The following is a 17,243-nucleotide window of genomic DNA, read 5'->3' as shown; positions in this document are numbered from 1 at the left end:
AAAATGTTCACACCGCCTCTCGCGCTGTTTGCGTTAGACTGATTGCCAGCTGACCAATACTACCGGCACCCTGCATCAAAATAACATCACCCTCAGTAATCACTTGGTTTAAGGCTTCTACCAGATTCTTATCATTAACCAGTCTTGCATTAGGATGCTTTTGCTGAATTTTGGCTAACAATGTTTCACTCGTTACACCAGGAATGACTGCTTCACCGGCAGAATAAATATCCATTAACAATAATTCATCAGCCAGGCTTAACGCCTCGACAAACTGGTCAAACAGGGATTGTGTGCGGCTATAGCGATGTGGTTGGAAAACATGAATCAATCGTTTGTCAGGCCAAACACGACGAAAAGCATCAATCGTTGATTTGATTTCTTGCGGATGATGTCCGTAATCATCGACTACAAGGGCTGAGCCACGTTCAAAATGTCGCTCACCGAGCATTTGAAAGCGTCGGCCAACCCCTTGGAATTTAAGTAACCCATTGACAATCGATTCATCATCAACACCTAATTCAGTGGCAATCGCAATAGCGGCCAACGCATTCAATACGTTATGGCGTCCTGGTAATTGAAATTCTATATGCAAGGGCCGGTGGGGCGCAGGGCGCTCCACAGTAAACTGACTCAATAAGCCTTTTTGCGTCCAGTTAACTGCGCGGTAATGGGCGTCTTCACGAAAACCATAAGTTCGTATAGGCCGTTGGACAGAGGGCAAAATACGGCATACTTCCTCATCTTCAATGCAAAGCACTGCCAGGCCATAGAAGGGAAGATGGTGCAAAAACTCAATAAAGGTACTACGCAATTTATCAAAATTGTCATCATAAGTGCCCATGTGATCCGCATCAATATTGGTGACCACAGACATCATTGGTTTTAGGAACAGAAATGACGCGTCACTTTCATCGGCTTCGGCCACAAAATAAGCTGATTTACCTAACTGAGCATTTGAACCACAGCTATTGAGTTTACCACCAATAACAAAACTGGGATCCAGGCCTCCCTCAGCCAGTAAGCTACTGACCAAACTGGTGGTCGTTGTTTTTCCATGGGTGCCCGCAATGGCAATGCCATAGCGAAAACGCATCAGCTCTGCAAGCATGGCAGCACGAGGAATAACCGGGATTGAGCGTGCCTGTGCCGCAAGGATTTCCGGATTTTCGGTCTCAACGGCTGTTGAACGCACAACCACGTCGGCGCCAACAATATTTTCAACGCGATGCCCGATGTGGACATTGATTCCCAAGGATTGCAACCGCTGTACCGTACGGCTTTCACTCAGATCAGAACCGGTAATGCGGTAGCCCAGGTTATGCAAAACTTCTGCAATGCCACACATCCCCACACCACCAATACCAACGAAATGAATCTGCTCTACTCGTCCCATCCTTGGCGATAGAAAGTGTCCTATGTTATCCACAAAGTTCCCCTTTATTGTGAGGTTGGCGGCCTCAATCCCAGTGACTGCCAACGATTTTCATGATCAATACGCAATAAAAGTGCGATGACCACACAATTAACTACCATACTGGCGCCACCATAACTTAACAGTGGTAACGTCAATCCTTTTGTAGGCAGCAACCCTGAATTAACGCCCATATTAATAGCGGCTTGCAATCCTAGCCAAAACGTTAAACCATAGGCTGTAAAAGCAGCAAACAAACGCTCTTGCGAATGAGCCGTAAAGCCAATCATTAACCCTCTGGTAACCAGTATACTATACAAAATTAATACTAAAAGAACGCCAAACACACCTAACTCTTCTGCAAGTACAGCAAATAGAAAATCAGTGTGCGCCTCAGGCAAATAGAATAATTTTTGAACGCTATCACCAAGCCCTACCCCAAGCCACCCACCTCGGCCAAAAGCAATCAACGATTGCGTTAACTGGTAGCCACTATTAAATTGATCGGCCCAAGGATTGAGAAATGCGGTCAACCGCGCAACCCGGTAAGGAGAGGAAACGGCTAGCATGGCAAGGCAACAGAGAACTGCCAGTAATAAACCGACATAATAACGTAATTTGACGCCTGCTAAAAATAGCATCGCCATTACTGTGCCAGAAATAACCACGGTAGCACCAAAATCGGGCTCCATCAGCAACAGGACAGAAATTAGACCCAGAACAATCATTGGCTTAATAAAACCGAAAATATGTTGCTTCACACTGATTTGCTGGCGCACCAGATAACCGGCCAAATAAAAAATCATGGTCATTTTAGCCAGCTCGGAAACCTGTATGCCTATCGGACCAAAAGCCAACCACCGTCTACTGCCATTCACTGAGCGGCCAATGCCGGGAACTAATACAACCAATAACATCAACAGGCAAATAAGTAGCAAAGGCATACTCATTCTTTCCCAGACGCTGCTATCTATCCTCATCACGCCAATTGCCACTATAAATCCGGCTATAAGATAACACGCTTGTCTAATCAAAAAATGGAACGGTTGGTGATAGTATTTTGTCGAGATCATCACGGAACTGGATGCAACCATCATCAAACCTATAATCACCAAACCAAGCACAGCGCCCATCAGCCATTTATCATAAAGCGCAATAGGCTTATGAGTGGGTTTTCCACGTTGGTTATAATGACGCGGTTGCATGGTACTCACAATTTACTCACTAAATTTGCAAACACGTCGCCGCGATGATTAAAATCACGAAACATATCCAGGCTTGCACAGGCAGGCGATAACAGGACGACATCGCCAGATGTGGCCTGAGACCTTGCCCTGGTCACCGCCTCCTCCAGGGATGTGGCACGCAATACAGGGGTTATATCTGCTAAAGCATGCTCTATTTTATCCGCATCCTCACCAATTAAAACAACCGAACGGACATGTTCGGCAACAGAGGGGCGTAACTCATTAAAATCAGCACCTTTGCCTTGACCGCCGGCGATTAATACAATTTTCCCTTGCATAGCTCCCCCTATCCCAGAAATAGCCGAGATAGTTGCTCCGATATTTGTCCCCTTTGAATCATTAATCCAATCAATTTCATCAAGCGTCCTTACCCACTGACAGCGATGCGGCAAGCCAGTAAAAGTCTTTAATACCTTAATCATGTATTCAGGTTTTATACCAGCAGCGGCCGCCAGGCCACAGGCAGCTAAAGCATTTTGCCAGTTATGTTTGCCCTTAATGCGTAATTCCTCTGTTGACAACAAGCATTCATTACCGTCACTCAGGTAATGAGTCCCATCCTTTTCAATTATGCCCCAATGCCCAGGCGCGGGTTTATCCAGACCAAAACTGGTCGCCATGGTTCTGTTAGCGGCGACTTGTGGTATTGTCTGCGCATCATCTCGATTCGATATAACGGTTTGTGCCTGATGATAAACTCGCTGTTTGGCAGTAATATACGCTTCGAGGGTATGATGCCTGTCAAGATGATCGGGAGAAACATTTAGAATAGTTGCTGCAATCGGACTCAGTGAATAGGTGAGATCCAATTGGAAGCTGGATAACTCCAAAACCCATAAGTCGTAGTGTTGATCATTATCAAGCAAGTCAAGAACCGGCAACCCAATATTGCCGGCAACAGCGACTGAAAGACCAGCCGCCTTTGCCATTTCACCGACTAATGTCGTCACGGTTGATTTACCATTAGTCCCAGTTATCGCAATAACCGGCGCATCGATTTCACGGGCCAGGCATTCAATATCACCAAAAACTGGAATCTTGCGACGAAACGCTTCCTGCAAAAAAGGTTCATCCAGTGCAACACCCGGACTGGTAATAATTCCAGCCAATTGCTGATAAATGGTGCCTGGTAAATCACCTAAAAATACGTCGACACCCGGAAACTCCGTATTGAAGGCTGCCAACCCCTCAACGGACTGCCTGGTATCAAAAACTACGAAGGGTTTGTTGCGCCGGCTTAAATAACCAGCAATTGAATGCCCCGTTTTCCCCAATCCTGCGACAAGATAAAATGGCTGATTCATAATTATGCCTAACGTAATTTTAGCGTTGCCAAACCACAGAGCACGAAGACCACTGTCATAATCCAAAAACGTACAATGACCTTGGGCTCAGACCATCCTTTCAGTTCAAAATGATGATGCAGCGGCGCCATACGAAACAAACGTTTTCCACCCGTATACTTAAAATACCCGACCTGCAAAATGACGGATATGGTTTCAATGACAAACAGACCACCCATAATCAACAGGACTAATTCTTGTCTGACGACAATTGCCACAATGCCTAAGGCAGCGCCTAAAGCCAATGACCCGACATCACCCATGAACACTTGGGCGGGATAACTGTTATACCAGAGAAACCCCAGACCTGCGCCAACAATAGATGAGCAAAAAATAGTTAACTCTCCGGTATTGGGTACAAAAGGAATCGCCAGGTAATGAGCATACAGAGCATTTGAGCTTGCATAGGCAAAAATACCCAAAGCACCAGCAACCATGACAATAGGCATAATAGCCAAACCATCCAAACCATCCGTCAGGTTAACCGCGTTGCTACTTCCTACGATTACAAAATAGGCAAGCACAGGAAATAAAGGACCGAGGGTAATAAACCAATTTTTGAAAAAGGGAACCGATAATTGGGTGCTTACCGGAATATCAGCACTGCAATAAAGATAGAAAACGGCAGCAAGGGCAATAACGGATTGCCAAAAATATTTCCACCGACCTGGTAACCCTTTACTGTTTTTACGGACTACCTTGCGATAATCGTCAACCCAACCAACAATGCCAAACCCCGTCGTTACTAACAGGGCCAACCATAAGGCTGGTTGCCGTAAGTCACCCCAGAATAAACAACTTACAAGAATGGCTAACAAAATGAGTACACCACCCATCGTAGGTGTTCCCGCTTTTGACAAATGCGTTTTAGGCCCGTCATCACGAACCATCTGACCAATTTGTAGATTTCGTAACCAACGAATCATCAAGGGACCACAAAACAGCCCCACCAGTAAGGCCGTGAGTGCGGCTAAAATAGAACGGAATGTTAAATACTGAAACACTCTAAACGCATGATACTGTCCTTGTAATAGCTGCGTTAACCAGTAAAGCATATTATCTGTACCTCTCGTAAAGAAAAATTAAGCGCTATCAACAGGGAAAATAAAAAGTGGGGTTTCGAATAATTCCACCATTTCATTCACCTGTGTATCAAGCAATATTGAGACCGCGCAAAAAGTTGCCAAGCATACCATAAACTAGCTGATTCAACCCACCAGTTGGCGCACAATTTTTTCCATTGCTGAAGAGCGCGACCCTTTTACCAACACCGTTGTGTTCGCATCTAATTTAGTGAGCAAATCTTGCGCCAACTCTTCCTGATTTTTGTAATGCCTGGCTGTCGAACCAAACGCTTTAGCAGTATGTTCACTATGAACACCACAAGTCATCAGCAAATCGATCCCTTGACGCTGGGCAGCATGGCCAATCTCTTCATGATGTTTTTGAGTCCAGGCACCCAATTCCCCCATATCACCCAAAACGAGAATGCGGCGGCCTTGCCGTTTAGACAGCACATCAACAGCGGTCAATACAGACCGTAAATTGGCATTGTAGGTATCATCAATAACCAGAGAGTCGTTCTTGCCGGATAAAAAAGTCATCCGTCCGGCAACACCATTGAATTGACTTAAGCCTTGAACAATGTCCGTTAAAGAAATGCCCGCAGCATAACAACAGGCAGCGGCAGCCAGGGCATTACGAACTGTATGTTCACCGGGGATTTTTACGGTAAGGGGTGCTTCTCCGCTGGGAAGGACCAAAGTAAAGCTTGCACAACCCTGTTGATTAAAAGAAAGATCTCGTGCATAAACATCAACTGGCTTCGTTAAAGAAAAGCGCAAAACGTTTTTATCTGTCAGCAGATCATCCCAAAAATGGGCATAGTCATCATCCGCATTGATAACAGCTGTGCCGTTAGCAGCAAGTCCTTGATAAATTTCCCCTTTAGTACGCGCAACCCCATCAATGGAACCAAAGCCCTCAATATGGGCCGGCGCAATGTTATTGATTAAAGCAACCTGCGGTTTGACCATCGCCACTGTATAGGCAATCTCGCCGGGATGATTTGCCCCAAGCTCAAACACTGCATAGCGGTGCTCAGGTTTTAATTGCAACAAGGTCAATGGCACACCAATATGATTATTTAGATTACCGGGAGTAGCATGGGCTGGTTTCGGTAAAACAGAGGCAATCATCTCTTTTACAGTCGTTTTGCCATTACTGCCTGTTAAGGCAATAATTGGACAGGTAATCGATTGACGATGATAACTGGCGATTCTCGCTAAAGCCTGTAAGGTATCAGGCACTTCCAACTGTGGAACATTTATTTTCGGGTTAGCTTGATTACAAAGTACAGCCACTGCGCCTTTGGCAACAGCTTCCTCAATAAACTCGTGGCCATCAAAACGCTCTCCGCGCAAAGCAACGAATAAATTGCCTGGCTTTACCTGACGACTATCAATGCATAGACCCGTAAGTGGTATCTGTTCAGTGGAAGGATTATCAAATAGTGCAGCAATAGTATTTAAGTTCATAGTATTTGTAGGTTGTTAAAAGCTTAGTTTACTGATTATTATTGCAGCCGGCCAGAGTCGATTTAGCTTCCGTGAAACATTATGTAAAATCCGAATCAGGCTAGACGTAGAAATTATATCTCTTAATAGATGTATTGTCCTAAAACAAAGACGTGAATGAATGATTACGACAGTAAGTCCAATAATTTCTGTATTGTTTTTTCCTGTTCATCTGCCTCTGTCTTAATGAGGAGTACCTTTAGTCGCGAAGTGGTTCCACGCAAAATGACAAGCTGTTTTTGCTGCAGCCGCAGCAATTTTGCCAAATACTGAATCAACATCTTGTTGGCCTTGCCATCTTGCGGGCTTGCTTGCAAACAAATTTGCAAGCCCCCTGCTGTATCCAGTTTTACGGCGTTTTGCCTGCTACCTGGTTTGACATTGAGCTGCAAGCTAAACTGCCCCGCCTCCCTTTTAAGCCAAGGCGGGTAATTCATAAGGTTCGTTGATGTTTAACAAACTCTGATAGCGGGCAATACTAGCCTCCGTTAGAGGCTGTCGTTGCTCATCAAGCAAAAAGGTATCCAAACCGTCACTTAACTGTTTTGCTGTTTCCAGCATAATGGCAAAACGCTCAGCATCAATCGTAGGATTACCAGAAGATTGCATAAACAAACAAAGCCCTCGTACACTAAAGGCCCCAATATTCTGTAAATCAAAAACACCACTGGCAGTGGCAGCCGCCAAACTGCACAGTATAGGCCCTTGGCCATTGGAGTACTGATGACGATGAAATAGCTGTCCTTCGCCAAAGCGCAATCCAGCAGCAAGGACTGTTTGCAATAATTCATAACCAGCTAATTGGCGATTTTCTTTTGCCAACAAAAACATCATTACTGATTTACCGACCTCACTGTTCGTTGTGGCTGGCTTTTCCTTATCCGTTTTCTCTGGATTGGCTGATGTTGTTTTGATAGCAATATCGTCAAGACCCTCATGCTCACTTTGCAAAGTACCAATCTTGCGTATCGCAATAATGTCGTCAAACGGTTTATTTTCTGCTACTCCCAAGGAAGGATTATAACTGACTGGGGATAAACTTTGGCGTCTTGCTTTCATCAACCGTCCAATAGCAATCACAACTCCAATGAGTAACAGTACATTAAGGATAAGACTCCAATTTGCCTGCATGTTTTACTCCTACTCTGTTAAAAGGCTCCTCTTTGTCGTTTAAGACGAAGATTCACTCATAGACAAGGCCTGTTCCACATCAACCGCAACTATACGTGAAACACCAGGTTCCCGCATAGTTACCCCAATCAAATGCTCTGCCAATTCCATCGTTACTTTATTGTGAGTAATAAAGAGGAATTGAACGAATTGTGACATTTCTTTTACTAAATCACAAAATCTACCGACATTCACATCGTCCAACGGTGCATCTACCTCATCCAGCATACAAAAGGGTGAGGGATTCAAACGGAAAATAGCAAAAACCAACGCAACCGCGGTCATTGCCTTTTCCCCTCCAGACAATAAATGAATCGTACTATTACGTTTGCCAGGAGGTTGTGCCATTACTAAGATACCCGCTTCTAACAGATTATCACAAGTCAATTCCAACATGGCACGTCCACCACCAAAAAGACGAGGGAAAAGTGCTTGAAAGGAGGTATTTACTTCATCAAAGGTTACTTGCAGCCGCTGTTGGGTTTCTTTATCCATTTTTTCAATAGCAGCATCAAGGGTTGCTAACGCCTCCATCAAATCCTGATATTGTCCATCCAAATGCTGTTTGCGTTGCAATTCACTATCATATTCCTCTATGGCAGCCAGATTAATTGCGCCTAACCGCTGGATTTTTTCAATAATATCCTGCAAAGCCTGCTCACGCATTGGCTGAGTAACACCCTCTGGAATGGCTGCAAGCAATAATTCGACTTGGCCATCAAGCTCTGCTAATGCATCCATGATTCCACTGGCACGAACAGCCAACGCCTGCTCTTGCATTTGCTCCTGTTGAATTTTTTCCTGGATTGTCTTGGACAGTTTTTCTTCACTTCGAACCAATGCTTCGCTGGCCTCCAGGTCTTGCGTCAGGCTACTCAAACTCTCACGCCGTGTACTTAACGCTATTTCCAGCTCCTCATGCTGTTTAATTTTCTCACTTAACGTCGTATTTACCGTGAGATCAGGGTTATCTAACTCAAGTAGCCGGTTGGCCAATAACTCCAATCGCTCATTCAAGATCTCTAACCGTGCTTCTTCGCGTTGGATATTCTCATTGAGTTGCTTAATTTTTAAAATTTCGCGTTCAGCCTGCAGCTGGCTAGCCTGTAACACTGCATTTCCTTCATCCACTGCTTGCTTGCTAGTTAACAGAGTAGATTCCCAGGCTGCCTTTTCGTTAGTTAACAAACCCTGTTGCTGCTCGTATTGTTGACTGGTTTCAATACTGGCCTGTAACAATTGCGCAGCACTGTCTTGTTGGCTGGCTAATTCTTCTAACTCAAAACCAAGCTCTTCACTCTCGGTTCTTAAAACATCCTTTCGTGTTTGGGCTTGTTCGAGAGCCCGCTCTTTATGACGGAGTTGTGCTTCACAATCTCTTAATGACTCACGGCTTAGCGATAGTGTTTGTCGGGTCGTCTCAAGCTGACATTCATTTTCTTTGATCTGCGCATGAACTTGATCGCGATTCGCTTTTAACGTATCCAAATGAGTTTGCGCGGTTGAAAGCGCCTTGCTAATCACAGTCAACTTTTCCTGGCGCAGCAATAATCCTTCTTCGTCGACTGTAGAGTCAGCTACCTTAGCCCAGCCTTTACCCAACCAATAGCCATCCAGCGTCACTATCGACTCATCTTCTTGCAGTGTTGGCAGACAGCTTAGTGCTTCTTCAAAGTCAGAGACGGTATAAATTTTATCGAGTTGATAAATCCAGTTAGGCTGCATACCTTGAATCTTATCGGATAAACGCGGGTGCGCACCCGCCTTTTCGCAGCGTTGCACCGGGCTAACAAATAACGAGGAGGTCCCTTGTAAATGCTTCATTTCAGGCCACAACGGGTCGAGTGAATCAAGGACAATGGCTTGCAATCCATCCCCTATAACCCATTCACAAATAGCTTGCCAATCCTTCTCAACCACCATTGCTTCTGCAAGGCGAGGTTTTTTATCCCACTGTGCCGTTGTGGGATCGATGGCTTTATGTTCTCGTCTCAAAGCAGACTGTTGCGCTGCAAGCAAGGCTGCCTGTTGCGTATTTAACCGATGAACGTCATCCTGAGCCTGATGAAGTGCTTGTTCAATAGCCATTAATTGTTGACGGAACGTAGAATTGGCAGCAGTGACTTGTTGATGCTGCTTATCGTCTAGCTCCAGTTGCGCTTGCAACCTGGTTAAATCATCCTGTTGACTTTTTAATTCAGCAACAAAATCATCTGTGGCTAATAATAACTGTTCATCTTGAATCTTTTGTAACTGCAATAAAATCTGCTGTCGGCGCTGGTTAAGATGCTGCAGGCGAACCTCTTGTACTTGAATTTCACCACGAACCTTGCTCAACGCCACCTGTACTTGTTGGGTTTCTGCAAGCCAATGCGTATATTGCTGTTGCTTGTCTTGAAAAGCCTGCTGTTGAACCGCTAATTCCATCCGCACGCTTTGCAGCTTTTCTTGCAATTCTTGCAACGATTCTTCACAGGTACTTTGTAGATGTCGATCTTGCTGTAACTGGCTGGTTGCCATTTGCCAATCAATCTGCAACTGTTGTTGATCGGCCTTTAAACGTTGTTTTTCGCGTTGCTGTTGTTGAATCGTTTCTTCCAGGCGGGCAATCTCTGTCGCTAATTGATAAAAATTCGTTTGCACCTGTTGAAAAGCGTCATTATCATCTTGCAGTTTTTCCCGCAGCACAACACTTTGTTTATAAGCTTCTGTGGCTTTGGCCTGATGCTGCTCATAATCGAGCGACAAGCGTTTTAATTCATTTTGCCTGGCTGTTTGCTCTGCGGTTAATGCCTGCCATTTCAAGGCAAGAATTTCCGATTTACACAGCCGCTCCTCTATCTTCAGCGCTTTATAACGTTCGGCGGCTTTTGCCTGGCGCTCAAGACGTTGTAATTGTTTGTCCAATTCGTCGCGAATATCAGCAACACGTGCCAAATTCTCTCGTGTATGGGTGATACGTAACACGGTTTCCCGACGCCGCTCTTTATACTTGGACACACCAGCAGCCTCTTCCAGATAAGCACGCAACTCTTCAGGACGGGCTTCAACCAGGCGAGAAATAGTGCCTTGCCCAATGATTGAATAGCCACGAGCACCCGCTCCGGTACCGAGAAAAATATCGGTAATATCACGGCGACGACAACGACTGCCATTTAGGTAATAAAACGAGTCACCATCACGAGTAACCAAACGCTTAACGGCGATTTCCTGATAAGCAGCATATTGACCGCCAAGCCGTCCCATGCTGTTGTCAAAAACCAGTTCGACAGAGGCTTGCCCGACGGCCTTACGCTGTGAAGATCCATTAAAAATGACATCCGTCATCGATTCACCGCGCAGATTTTTTGCTGAGCTTTCGCCCATCACCCAACGGACGGCATCGATGATATTAGATTTTCCACAACCATTAGGCCCTACAACAGCAACTAATTGACTGGGAAAAGGCACAACGGTTGGTTCCACAAAGGACTTAAACCCTGCCAGTTTTAACTGTTTCAGATGCATTCAAAACAAAAAAAAAGAAAATTGCTGGAATTGTAACTCAGAAACAACAGAAAGGCGAAGTGTACACCCTCGAGGTATCTCACTCCTGCCATCACAGAAAAGCTGTCCATTTGTGGCGAAAATTTCCTAAAGTTACAACGAAAAGCAATTCTTTTTCACGGAGAATCATCTATAGTTTATCTATAGGTGCCCTACGTGCTAAATTAACTAAAACACGTGAAAATAGAAGCGCTTAGCCATTGCTATCAGGAGCTCGGATGACCCAGGACGCAGAACTTCATGACATTATGCAAACAATTGCTGCAAAAAGCCTGAATCTTTTGGAAGGCTTTAAAAAGCAACCGGAGCAAATGCCAGGCCTTATTAAGCAATTTATGGATTTAACCAGTGATTACCAGGCGCTGGTCATTACGTTGTTAAAAAATCCTGAGCAAGTATGGCAGATGCAAATTGCTTACTGGCAAGATGCTATAGGCTTGGCACAAGACCAATTCAATCATTGGCTGGAAGGTAAACCGATGCCAATTAATGATCGCCGCTTTAGTGGCGATGAATGGCTCAATAATCCTTTCTTCAATTTACTCAGCCAACACTATCTGTTGGCCAGTGAGCATATGAACTCGTTGCTTGAACATCTTAACTATGGTGATAAACAGCTCGCCAGAAGAGTTCAATTTTTTACCAGACAATACCTGGATGCTTTATCCCCGGCTAATTTCCTCCACACTAACCCGCAATTGATGGCGGAAACACTACAAAGTCACGGTAAAAATTTATTACGCGGCCTGCAAAACCTATTGACCGATATGGAAGCAGGTTCGTCGCGTTTATTGATTAAAATGACTGATACGGATGCGTTTAAAATAGGTGTTAATATTGCGACAACCCCTGGTAAAGTCGTTTATCGCAACGACATGATGGAGTTGATCCAGTACACGGCTAAAACCGACAAAGTCCAGGCTGTACCACTGCTTTTAGTCCCACCGTGGATTAATAAATATTATATTTTGGATCTAAGTAAGCACAATTCATTGATCGGTTGGCTAGTTGAGCAAGGAATTACTGTCTTTGTGATTTCCTGGGTTAATCCCGATGCGAGCTATGCTCAAAAAGGTATCTATGACTATCTCAAAGATGGGCCGATGACGGCTATTGAAATCATTCAGGAACAATTGCGGGTAAAGCAAGTGAACGTACTTGGCTTTTGCATTGGCGGAACCTTAATTGCCTGTATGTTAGCCTATCTTAAAGCGCATCGTGAAGACTCGGTCCGCAGCGCTACTTTCTTGGCATCAATGATTGATTTTAGTGATCCCGGTGATATCTCCGTTTTTATTGATGAACAGCAAATTGTCCGTATTGAAGAAGAAATGCACTCCAAAGGTTTTCTCGACGGGCGCTTCATGGCCAGTACGTTTAATTCTCTGCGTGCAAATGACCTTGTATGGTCGTTTTTTATAAAAAATTATCTCCAGGGTAAAAATCCTGTTCCCTTTGATATCTTATATTGGAATGCTGATGCGACTAATATGCCGGCCAAAATGCACTCACAATATTTACGCTGGATGTATCTCCATAATGATCTGGTAAAACCGGGAAAAATACATCTTAATCATACGCCATTAGATGTGACCAAAATTGATGTCCCCACTTTTTTCCTCTCCACACAAAAAGATCATATCGCCCCCTGGCAAACCACCTATAAAGGCTTTCAACTCATGCGTGGAAAAAAACGTTTCTTGCTGGGCGGCTCAGGCCACATAGCCGGTATAATTAATCCGCCAAGCAGTGAAAAATATGGTTTCTATCGCAATAACAGCACCACACAGACCGCGGAAGAATGGTTAGCCAATGCGACCCACAACCCGGGCTCCTGGTGGCCAGAGTGGCTAGAGTGGTTGAAAAAAGAGTCTGGCCCCCTGGTTTCCCCTCCAACGTTTACCGACTTGCCCTTCAAAGGCCTGGTGGATGCACCCGGAACCTATGTTTTCAAAACTTATAAATTAGAACCAGCGAAAGAACAAAATTAAGGCTTGTTGACCTAGACTTCTTTCGAACCTCAATGAATCAAAAAAAAAGAGATTACTGCATGGAGTAATCTCTTTAAAAATTTGAAGCGATAAAAAGGCGTTTATTTCTTTTCGCCAGCTTTATTTTTTACTTCCTGAACCAGAGAGAGCATGGCCTTTTCAAAAATTTGAAATGATTTTTGCATGTAATCCAATGCCTTATGGCCATTTTCAACTGCCAAATTGATTTGCTTTTCCAATAACTCTTCGGGTTTCTTGAGGCTTGCCAGTTCCTCTGGTTTTAAATAAGTTAACCCTTGTAAGGTTTTAACGTTAAGTTCAGCGATTGCTTGAAAAGGTTCTTGTGCCTTTTTAGCCATTTCACTCCATTTTTCAAAAGACGCCTGATTCATGATTTTCTCCATTATGTTGCACTGCACAATATTAGATTAGTACTTATATAACATGATTGTCAAGAGATTTTTCCATTTATTTTGCAGTGCAGCATAAACGCTTTCTATTGTTTGAAAAATCCTTGCCATTGTTTAAATAATTGCTGCATCTGCTGTGACACCGTATCGGTTGTTTGCTGATAATCTTTGAGGTAGGGATTCGTTTGCAGAGATTTTTCCAGACTAGAAAACATCTGTTCTAACATCCCTCTAAAAGCTTGATTCATTGGGTGGTGGGCTAACACAATCAGTTGCCGTAACATATCGACTGAAAGAAATTGACTGGAGCCACTTTCCATCTCCACAAAAATCTGTAGTAGAGTAATATTGGTTATATCTTTGCCATTCGTTGAGTCCTCGACTCGAAAGGGGATACCGTCCACCACATAACGTTGTAATTCTTCAACGGTAATATATTGGCTTTTCTCTGTATCATAAAGCCTGCGATTCTTATATTTTTTAATCAATCTCATTGTCATTTTACTCTCTTTACCCACTTCAAGCTTACAGAACAAGTCTGTAAGCTTAGGTTTTAATACATATGCAAGCCGCCATTAACACTTAAATTCGCACCAGTGATATAACGACTTTTATCGCTGATTAGAAACTCGACAACCCACGCAATTTCCTCAGGCTCGGCTAACCGTTTAGCAGGAATCAGAGCTATGATTGATTCCAAAATATCGGGTCTAATTCCTTTCATCAATCGCGTATTCACATACCCTGGTGATAAGCTATTAACCGTAATATTTTTTGCCATCAGCTCCTGCGCCAAGCTTTTGGTAAAGCCATAAACCCCGGCCTTGGATGCAGCATAATTCGCTTGCGAGAACTGTCCTTTTTGAGCGTTTACAGAGGAAACATTAACAATTCGTCCACTTTCCTGCTCACGCATATATTCCACCACAGGCCGAGTTACATTAAACATACCATCAAGGTTGACAGTCAGTACTTCATCCCATTGCTGTTTCGTCATTTTATTAAATACCGCGTCGCGTGTAATGCCAGCATTATTAATCAATACATCCACACGGCCAAATTCTTTGACAATGTCATCAACCACTACTTTACATTGATCAAAATCGGTGACATCCATATGTCTGTAGAACGCGTTTTGATAACCTTCCTCATGGAGCTCAGCCTCCCATAAAGAACCTTTATTCTCAGCAAGTACGTCTAAGGCAATTATTTTCCCATAGAGCGAGTTTAAGTGTTTGGCAATGGCAGTTCCAATATCACCTGTGCCGCCAGTAACTAATACAACTTTTTCTTTTTGCATAGGATTACCTTGGTTGACGAGCGCGAGGCTACATGTATTGGCCACCATTAATGTCGAGATTTGCACCCGTAATAAACCCTGACTCTGGTGAAGCAAGGAATGCAACAGCATGGGCAACTTCTTGTGCCGTACCTAAACGCCCAACCGGAATGTTGGCAATAATAGCTTTCAATACCTCCTCTCTAACCCCAGCTAACATCGGTGTTTCAATGTAGCCAGGTGAAATGGTATTTGCGGTAATCCCTTTGGCAGCCACTTCTAAGGCTAAACTCTTGGTAAACCCAAAAAGGGCTGCCTTACTGGCTGCATAATTGCATTGGCCGAACTGCCCTTTGCGGCCATTAATGGAAGAAATATTAATGATGCGGCCATAATTTTTTTCCAGCATGGAGGGTAAGACATTCCGTGTCACATTAAATACACTCGTCAAATTGGCATCAATGACTTGTTGCCATTGTTGGGGAGACATTTTTTTCAAGCTGGCATCGACTGTGATTCCAGCATTATTGACCAGAACATCAATCTGACCATAGCGCTCCAGAATTAAAGCAGCCAGTTTTTCGCAATCATCAAACTTGGCAATATCTGCATAAAAAATATCAATATCATAGCCAGCCTCTTTCTGGGCAGCTTGCCACTGTTTCGCTTCCTCATGTCGGCCATCTTTAAAATAGCAAGCGATTACTCGATAATCAGCAGCCAGGCGCTGGCAAATGGCTGAACCTATTCCACCAGTGCCTCCAGTAACTACGGCTGTCCTTCGTTCCATAAATAACTCCTTTCTATAATGTAACTGGTAAGTATTACTTCAAAGTAAAACGATAGCAATGTCAATGCCAACACAGCGGAAGTACTCTAATTTTTTAGCATTCAATTGGTGGTTCAATGGAGTAAACAGGGAGTCGACTAAAAATAAATACGCTTTAGAATGAAGCGTTATTAGCGAGGAGAACAAGTTCGTCATCATCAATTTCACTCATTAACGATGACGAACCTGGCACAGAGATATGACTTAAACGATAAGCAATTGCCTAACCTTTTACTGGTTGTGGAACATAGCCTTTGAGTTGTTGAGCGAATTGACGCAACACCTCGAGACCCGACTCTTCAGCCTGCTTACACCAATTTTGTAAGGCTTCCACTAACTCTTTTTGCGAAGTGGCTGTCTTCAACCAGATATTTTGCAGTGATTGACGATAGCTATAAACCACCTGCAGTTGTTCATGGCTGGCCAGCAAGGCTTGCAAACGTGATTTTGCCCGTGGTGATAACAAGCTGTCTTGCAATCGTAACAACCGACCGGCGCGCTGAAAAAGGTGTTTCTCTCCCTTAGTCTCACTAATGCGCTTCTCATCTTTAAGAATAGGGCGCACAACACGCTTGTAATAATGAGACATAATCTGGAAACGATTACTCACTACCGCTTTAACTGTTTCAAGATCAACTTGTAATTTACCAGCATCCATCGCCAATTTGGGCGGCAATTTTTTGACTTTGGCCAAACCGAGGAAAGCTAAGCAGCGGATATATAACCAACCAATATCAAACTCCCACCATTTCACCGAAAATTTGGCTGAAGAAGCAAAGGTATGATGATTATTATGTAACTCTTCCCCACCGATCCAAAAACCCCAGGGAATCAGGTTCGTTGAGGTATCAGCACATTCAAAGTTTCTATAACCCCAGTGATGGCCTACCCCATTCACCACACCGGCAGCATGAAGTGGAATCCACATCATTTGGATTGCCCAAATAGTAATGCCGGGAAGACCAAACAGTACCAAGTCGGCAATAAACATTAATAGAATGCCTTTGGCAGAAAAACGCGAGTAAACATTGCGCTCTATCCAGTCATTCGGCGTACCATGTGAGTATTTGGCAACCATTTCTTTATCGTTGGCTGCTGTTTTGTATAACTCGGCACCCTGCCAGAATACCTTTTTCAGGCCCATAACCTTGGGACTATGCGGATCGCCTTCAACATCAGTAGTAGCATGATGTTTGCGATGGATGGCTACCCATTCTGCGGTCACCATACCGGTAGTTAACCATAACCAAAAGCGGAAAAAATGACTAATAATCGGATGTAACGTCAACGCGCGATGCGTTTGGTGACGATGCAAATAAATCGTAACGCCTGCGATTGTGATTTGAGTTAGCACAATGGTGGCTATTACATAACCCCAGAACGACAAATTTAAAACACCGTAAATCATCGGTTACTCTCCCCTGGTAAATAATTATGC

The 17,243-nt window shown here is 43.9% G+C and carries 15 protein-coding genes; 1 reads left to right on the top strand and 14 read right to left on the bottom strand.

Features of this window, described 5'->3' with window-relative positions:
- Positions 1-7 precede the first annotated feature (7 nt).
- From murC to smc, 8 genes are all read right to left on the bottom strand, one after another.
- On the bottom strand, positions 8-1,396 hold the full coding sequence (murC, locus tag ACN4Z1_RS08225; RefSeq protein WP_255673257.1) for a UDP-N-acetylmuramate--L-alanine ligase: 1,389 nt from the start codon (positions 1,394-1,396) through the stop codon (positions 8-10).
- A gap of 44 nt (positions 1,397-1,440) precedes the next feature.
- Positions 1,441-2,619, bottom strand: a complete 1,179-nt coding sequence (gene ftsW / locus ACN4Z1_RS08220) for a putative lipid II flippase FtsW (protein ID WP_228365077.1) — start codon at positions 2,617-2,619, stop codon at positions 1,441-1,443.
- 5 nt (positions 2,620-2,624) lie between these two features.
- A complete protein-coding gene (murD, locus tag ACN4Z1_RS08215) occupies positions 2,625-3,965 on the bottom strand; it encodes a UDP-N-acetylmuramoyl-L-alanine--D-glutamate ligase (RefSeq protein ID WP_228364949.1) in 1,341 nt (446 codons plus the stop codon).
- A gap of 8 nt (positions 3,966-3,973) precedes the next feature.
- Complete coding sequence (mraY, locus tag ACN4Z1_RS08210; RefSeq protein WP_228364950.1) at positions 3,974-5,059, bottom strand: phospho-N-acetylmuramoyl-pentapeptide-transferase; 1,086 nt, start codon at positions 5,057-5,059, stop codon at positions 3,974-3,976.
- Between the two features lie 153 nt (positions 5,060-5,212).
- Positions 5,213-6,541: a UDP-N-acetylmuramoyl-tripeptide--D-alanyl-D-alanine ligase gene (locus ACN4Z1_RS08205; protein ID WP_228364951.1), complete on the bottom strand. Its 1,329-nt coding sequence runs from the start codon at positions 6,539-6,541 to the stop codon at positions 5,213-5,215.
- 164 nt (positions 6,542-6,705) lie between these two features.
- Positions 6,706-7,017 carry a DUF167 domain-containing protein gene (locus tag ACN4Z1_RS08200; RefSeq protein ID WP_228364952.1) on the bottom strand — a complete coding sequence of 104 codons (312 nt, stop codon included), beginning with the start codon at positions 7,015-7,017 and terminating at the stop codon, positions 6,706-6,708.
- Positions 6,995-7,711 carry a cell division protein ZipA C-terminal FtsZ-binding domain-containing protein gene (locus tag ACN4Z1_RS08195; RefSeq protein ID WP_228364953.1) on the bottom strand — a complete coding sequence of 239 codons (717 nt, stop codon included), beginning with the start codon at positions 7,709-7,711 and terminating at the stop codon, positions 6,995-6,997. Before ACN4Z1_RS08195 ends, ACN4Z1_RS08200 begins: the two co-directional genes overlap by 23 nt.
- A gap of 39 nt (positions 7,712-7,750) precedes the next feature.
- A complete protein-coding gene (gene smc / locus ACN4Z1_RS08190) occupies positions 7,751-11,257 on the bottom strand; it encodes a chromosome segregation protein SMC (protein WP_228364954.1) in 3,507 nt (1,168 codons plus the stop codon).
- 257 nt (positions 11,258-11,514) lie between these two features.
- Here smc and ACN4Z1_RS08185 point away from each other — a divergent pair, with 257 nt between their 5' ends.
- On the top strand, positions 11,515-13,287 hold the full coding sequence (locus tag ACN4Z1_RS08185) for a PHA/PHB synthase family protein (protein WP_228364955.1): 1,773 nt from the start codon (positions 11,515-11,517) through the stop codon (positions 13,285-13,287).
- A 101-nt stretch (positions 13,288-13,388) separates the two neighbouring features.
- Here the strand turns inward: ACN4Z1_RS08185 and ACN4Z1_RS08180 are convergent, their stop codons facing one another.
- From ACN4Z1_RS08180 to ACN4Z1_RS08155, 6 genes are all read right to left on the bottom strand, one after another.
- The gene (locus ACN4Z1_RS08180) at positions 13,389-13,679 is read right to left on the bottom strand and encodes a phasin family protein (protein WP_115222241.1); all 291 of its coding nucleotides are present in this window, start codon (positions 13,677-13,679) and stop codon (positions 13,389-13,391) included.
- Between the two features lie 104 nt (positions 13,680-13,783).
- The gene (locus tag ACN4Z1_RS08175) at positions 13,784-14,197 is read right to left on the bottom strand and encodes a polyhydroxyalkanoate synthesis regulator DNA-binding domain-containing protein (protein WP_228364956.1); all 414 of its coding nucleotides are present in this window, start codon (positions 14,195-14,197) and stop codon (positions 13,784-13,786) included.
- 53 nt (positions 14,198-14,250) lie between these two features.
- Positions 14,251-14,997, bottom strand: a complete 747-nt coding sequence (phbB, locus tag ACN4Z1_RS08170; protein WP_115222243.1) for an acetoacetyl-CoA reductase — start codon at positions 14,995-14,997, stop codon at positions 14,251-14,253.
- Positions 14,998-15,025: 28 nt separating this feature from the next.
- The gene (gene phbB / locus ACN4Z1_RS08165) at positions 15,026-15,766 is read right to left on the bottom strand and encodes an acetoacetyl-CoA reductase (protein ID WP_228364957.1); all 741 of its coding nucleotides are present in this window, start codon (positions 15,764-15,766) and stop codon (positions 15,026-15,028) included.
- Positions 15,767-15,805: 39 nt separating this feature from the next.
- The gene (locus ACN4Z1_RS08160; RefSeq protein ID WP_228364958.1) at positions 15,806-15,964 is read right to left on the bottom strand and encodes a hypothetical protein; all 159 of its coding nucleotides are present in this window, start codon (positions 15,962-15,964) and stop codon (positions 15,806-15,808) included.
- 64 nt (positions 15,965-16,028) lie between these two features.
- The gene (locus ACN4Z1_RS08155; RefSeq protein ID WP_228364959.1) at positions 16,029-17,213 is read right to left on the bottom strand and encodes a fatty acid desaturase; all 1,185 of its coding nucleotides are present in this window, start codon (positions 17,211-17,213) and stop codon (positions 16,029-16,031) included.
- Positions 17,214-17,243: the final 30 nt, after the last annotated feature.

The sequence above is a fragment of the Legionella sp. ST3F1 genome, from assembly GCF_048553315.1.
Taxonomy (GTDB): domain Bacteria; phylum Pseudomonadota; class Gammaproteobacteria; order Legionellales; family Legionellaceae; genus Tatlockia; species Tatlockia donaldsonii.
Note: the sequence above shows the minus strand (reverse complement) of the source record. Positions and strands in the feature narration are given on the sequence as shown.

What these genes read in the sequence shown, in the direction of transcription:
- murC (WP_255673257.1), bottom strand. Translation starts at nt 1,396, where the DNA reads ATGGGACGAGTAGAGCAGATTCATTTCGTTGGTATTGGTGGTGTGGGG.
- ftsW (WP_228365077.1), bottom strand. Translation starts at nt 2,619, where the DNA reads ATGCAACCGCGTCATTATAACCAACGTGGAAAACCCACTCATAAGCCT.
- murD (WP_228364949.1), bottom strand. Translation starts at nt 3,965, where the DNA reads ATGAATCAGCCATTTTATCTTGTCGCAGGATTGGGGAAAACGGGGCAT.
- mraY (WP_228364950.1), bottom strand. Translation starts at nt 5,059, where the DNA reads ATGCTTTACTGGTTAACGCAGCTATTACAAGGACAGTATCATGCGTTT.
- ACN4Z1_RS08205 (WP_228364951.1), bottom strand. Translation starts at nt 6,541, where the DNA reads ATGAACTTAAATACTATTGCTGCACTATTTGATAATCCTTCCACTGAA.
- ACN4Z1_RS08200 (WP_228364952.1), bottom strand. Translation starts at nt 7,017, where the DNA reads ATGAATTACCCGCCTTGGCTTAAAAGGGAGGCGGGGCAGTTTAGCTTG.
- ACN4Z1_RS08195 (WP_228364953.1), bottom strand. Translation starts at nt 7,711, where the DNA reads ATGCAGGCAAATTGGAGTCTTATCCTTAATGTACTGTTACTCATTGGA.
- smc (WP_228364954.1), bottom strand. Translation starts at nt 11,257, where the DNA reads ATGCATCTGAAACAGTTAAAACTGGCAGGGTTTAAGTCCTTTGTGGAA.
- ACN4Z1_RS08185 (WP_228364955.1), top strand. Translation starts at nt 11,515, where the DNA reads ATGACCCAGGACGCAGAACTTCATGACATTATGCAAACAATTGCTGCA.
- ACN4Z1_RS08180 (WP_115222241.1), bottom strand. Translation starts at nt 13,679, where the DNA reads ATGAATCAGGCGTCTTTTGAAAAATGGAGTGAAATGGCTAAAAAGGCA.
- ACN4Z1_RS08175 (WP_228364956.1), bottom strand. Translation starts at nt 14,197, where the DNA reads ATGACAATGAGATTGATTAAAAAATATAAGAATCGCAGGCTTTATGAT.
- phbB (WP_115222243.1), bottom strand. Translation starts at nt 14,997, where the DNA reads ATGCAAAAAGAAAAAGTTGTATTAGTTACTGGCGGCACAGGTGATATT.
- phbB (WP_228364957.1), bottom strand. Translation starts at nt 15,766, where the DNA reads ATGGAACGAAGGACAGCCGTAGTTACTGGAGGCACTGGTGGAATAGGT.
- ACN4Z1_RS08160 (WP_228364958.1), bottom strand. Translation starts at nt 15,964, where the DNA reads ATGATGACGAACTTGTTCTCCTCGCTAATAACGCTTCATTCTAAAGCG.
- ACN4Z1_RS08155 (WP_228364959.1), bottom strand. Translation starts at nt 17,213, where the DNA reads ATGATTTACGGTGTTTTAAATTTGTCGTTCTGGGGTTATGTAATAGCC.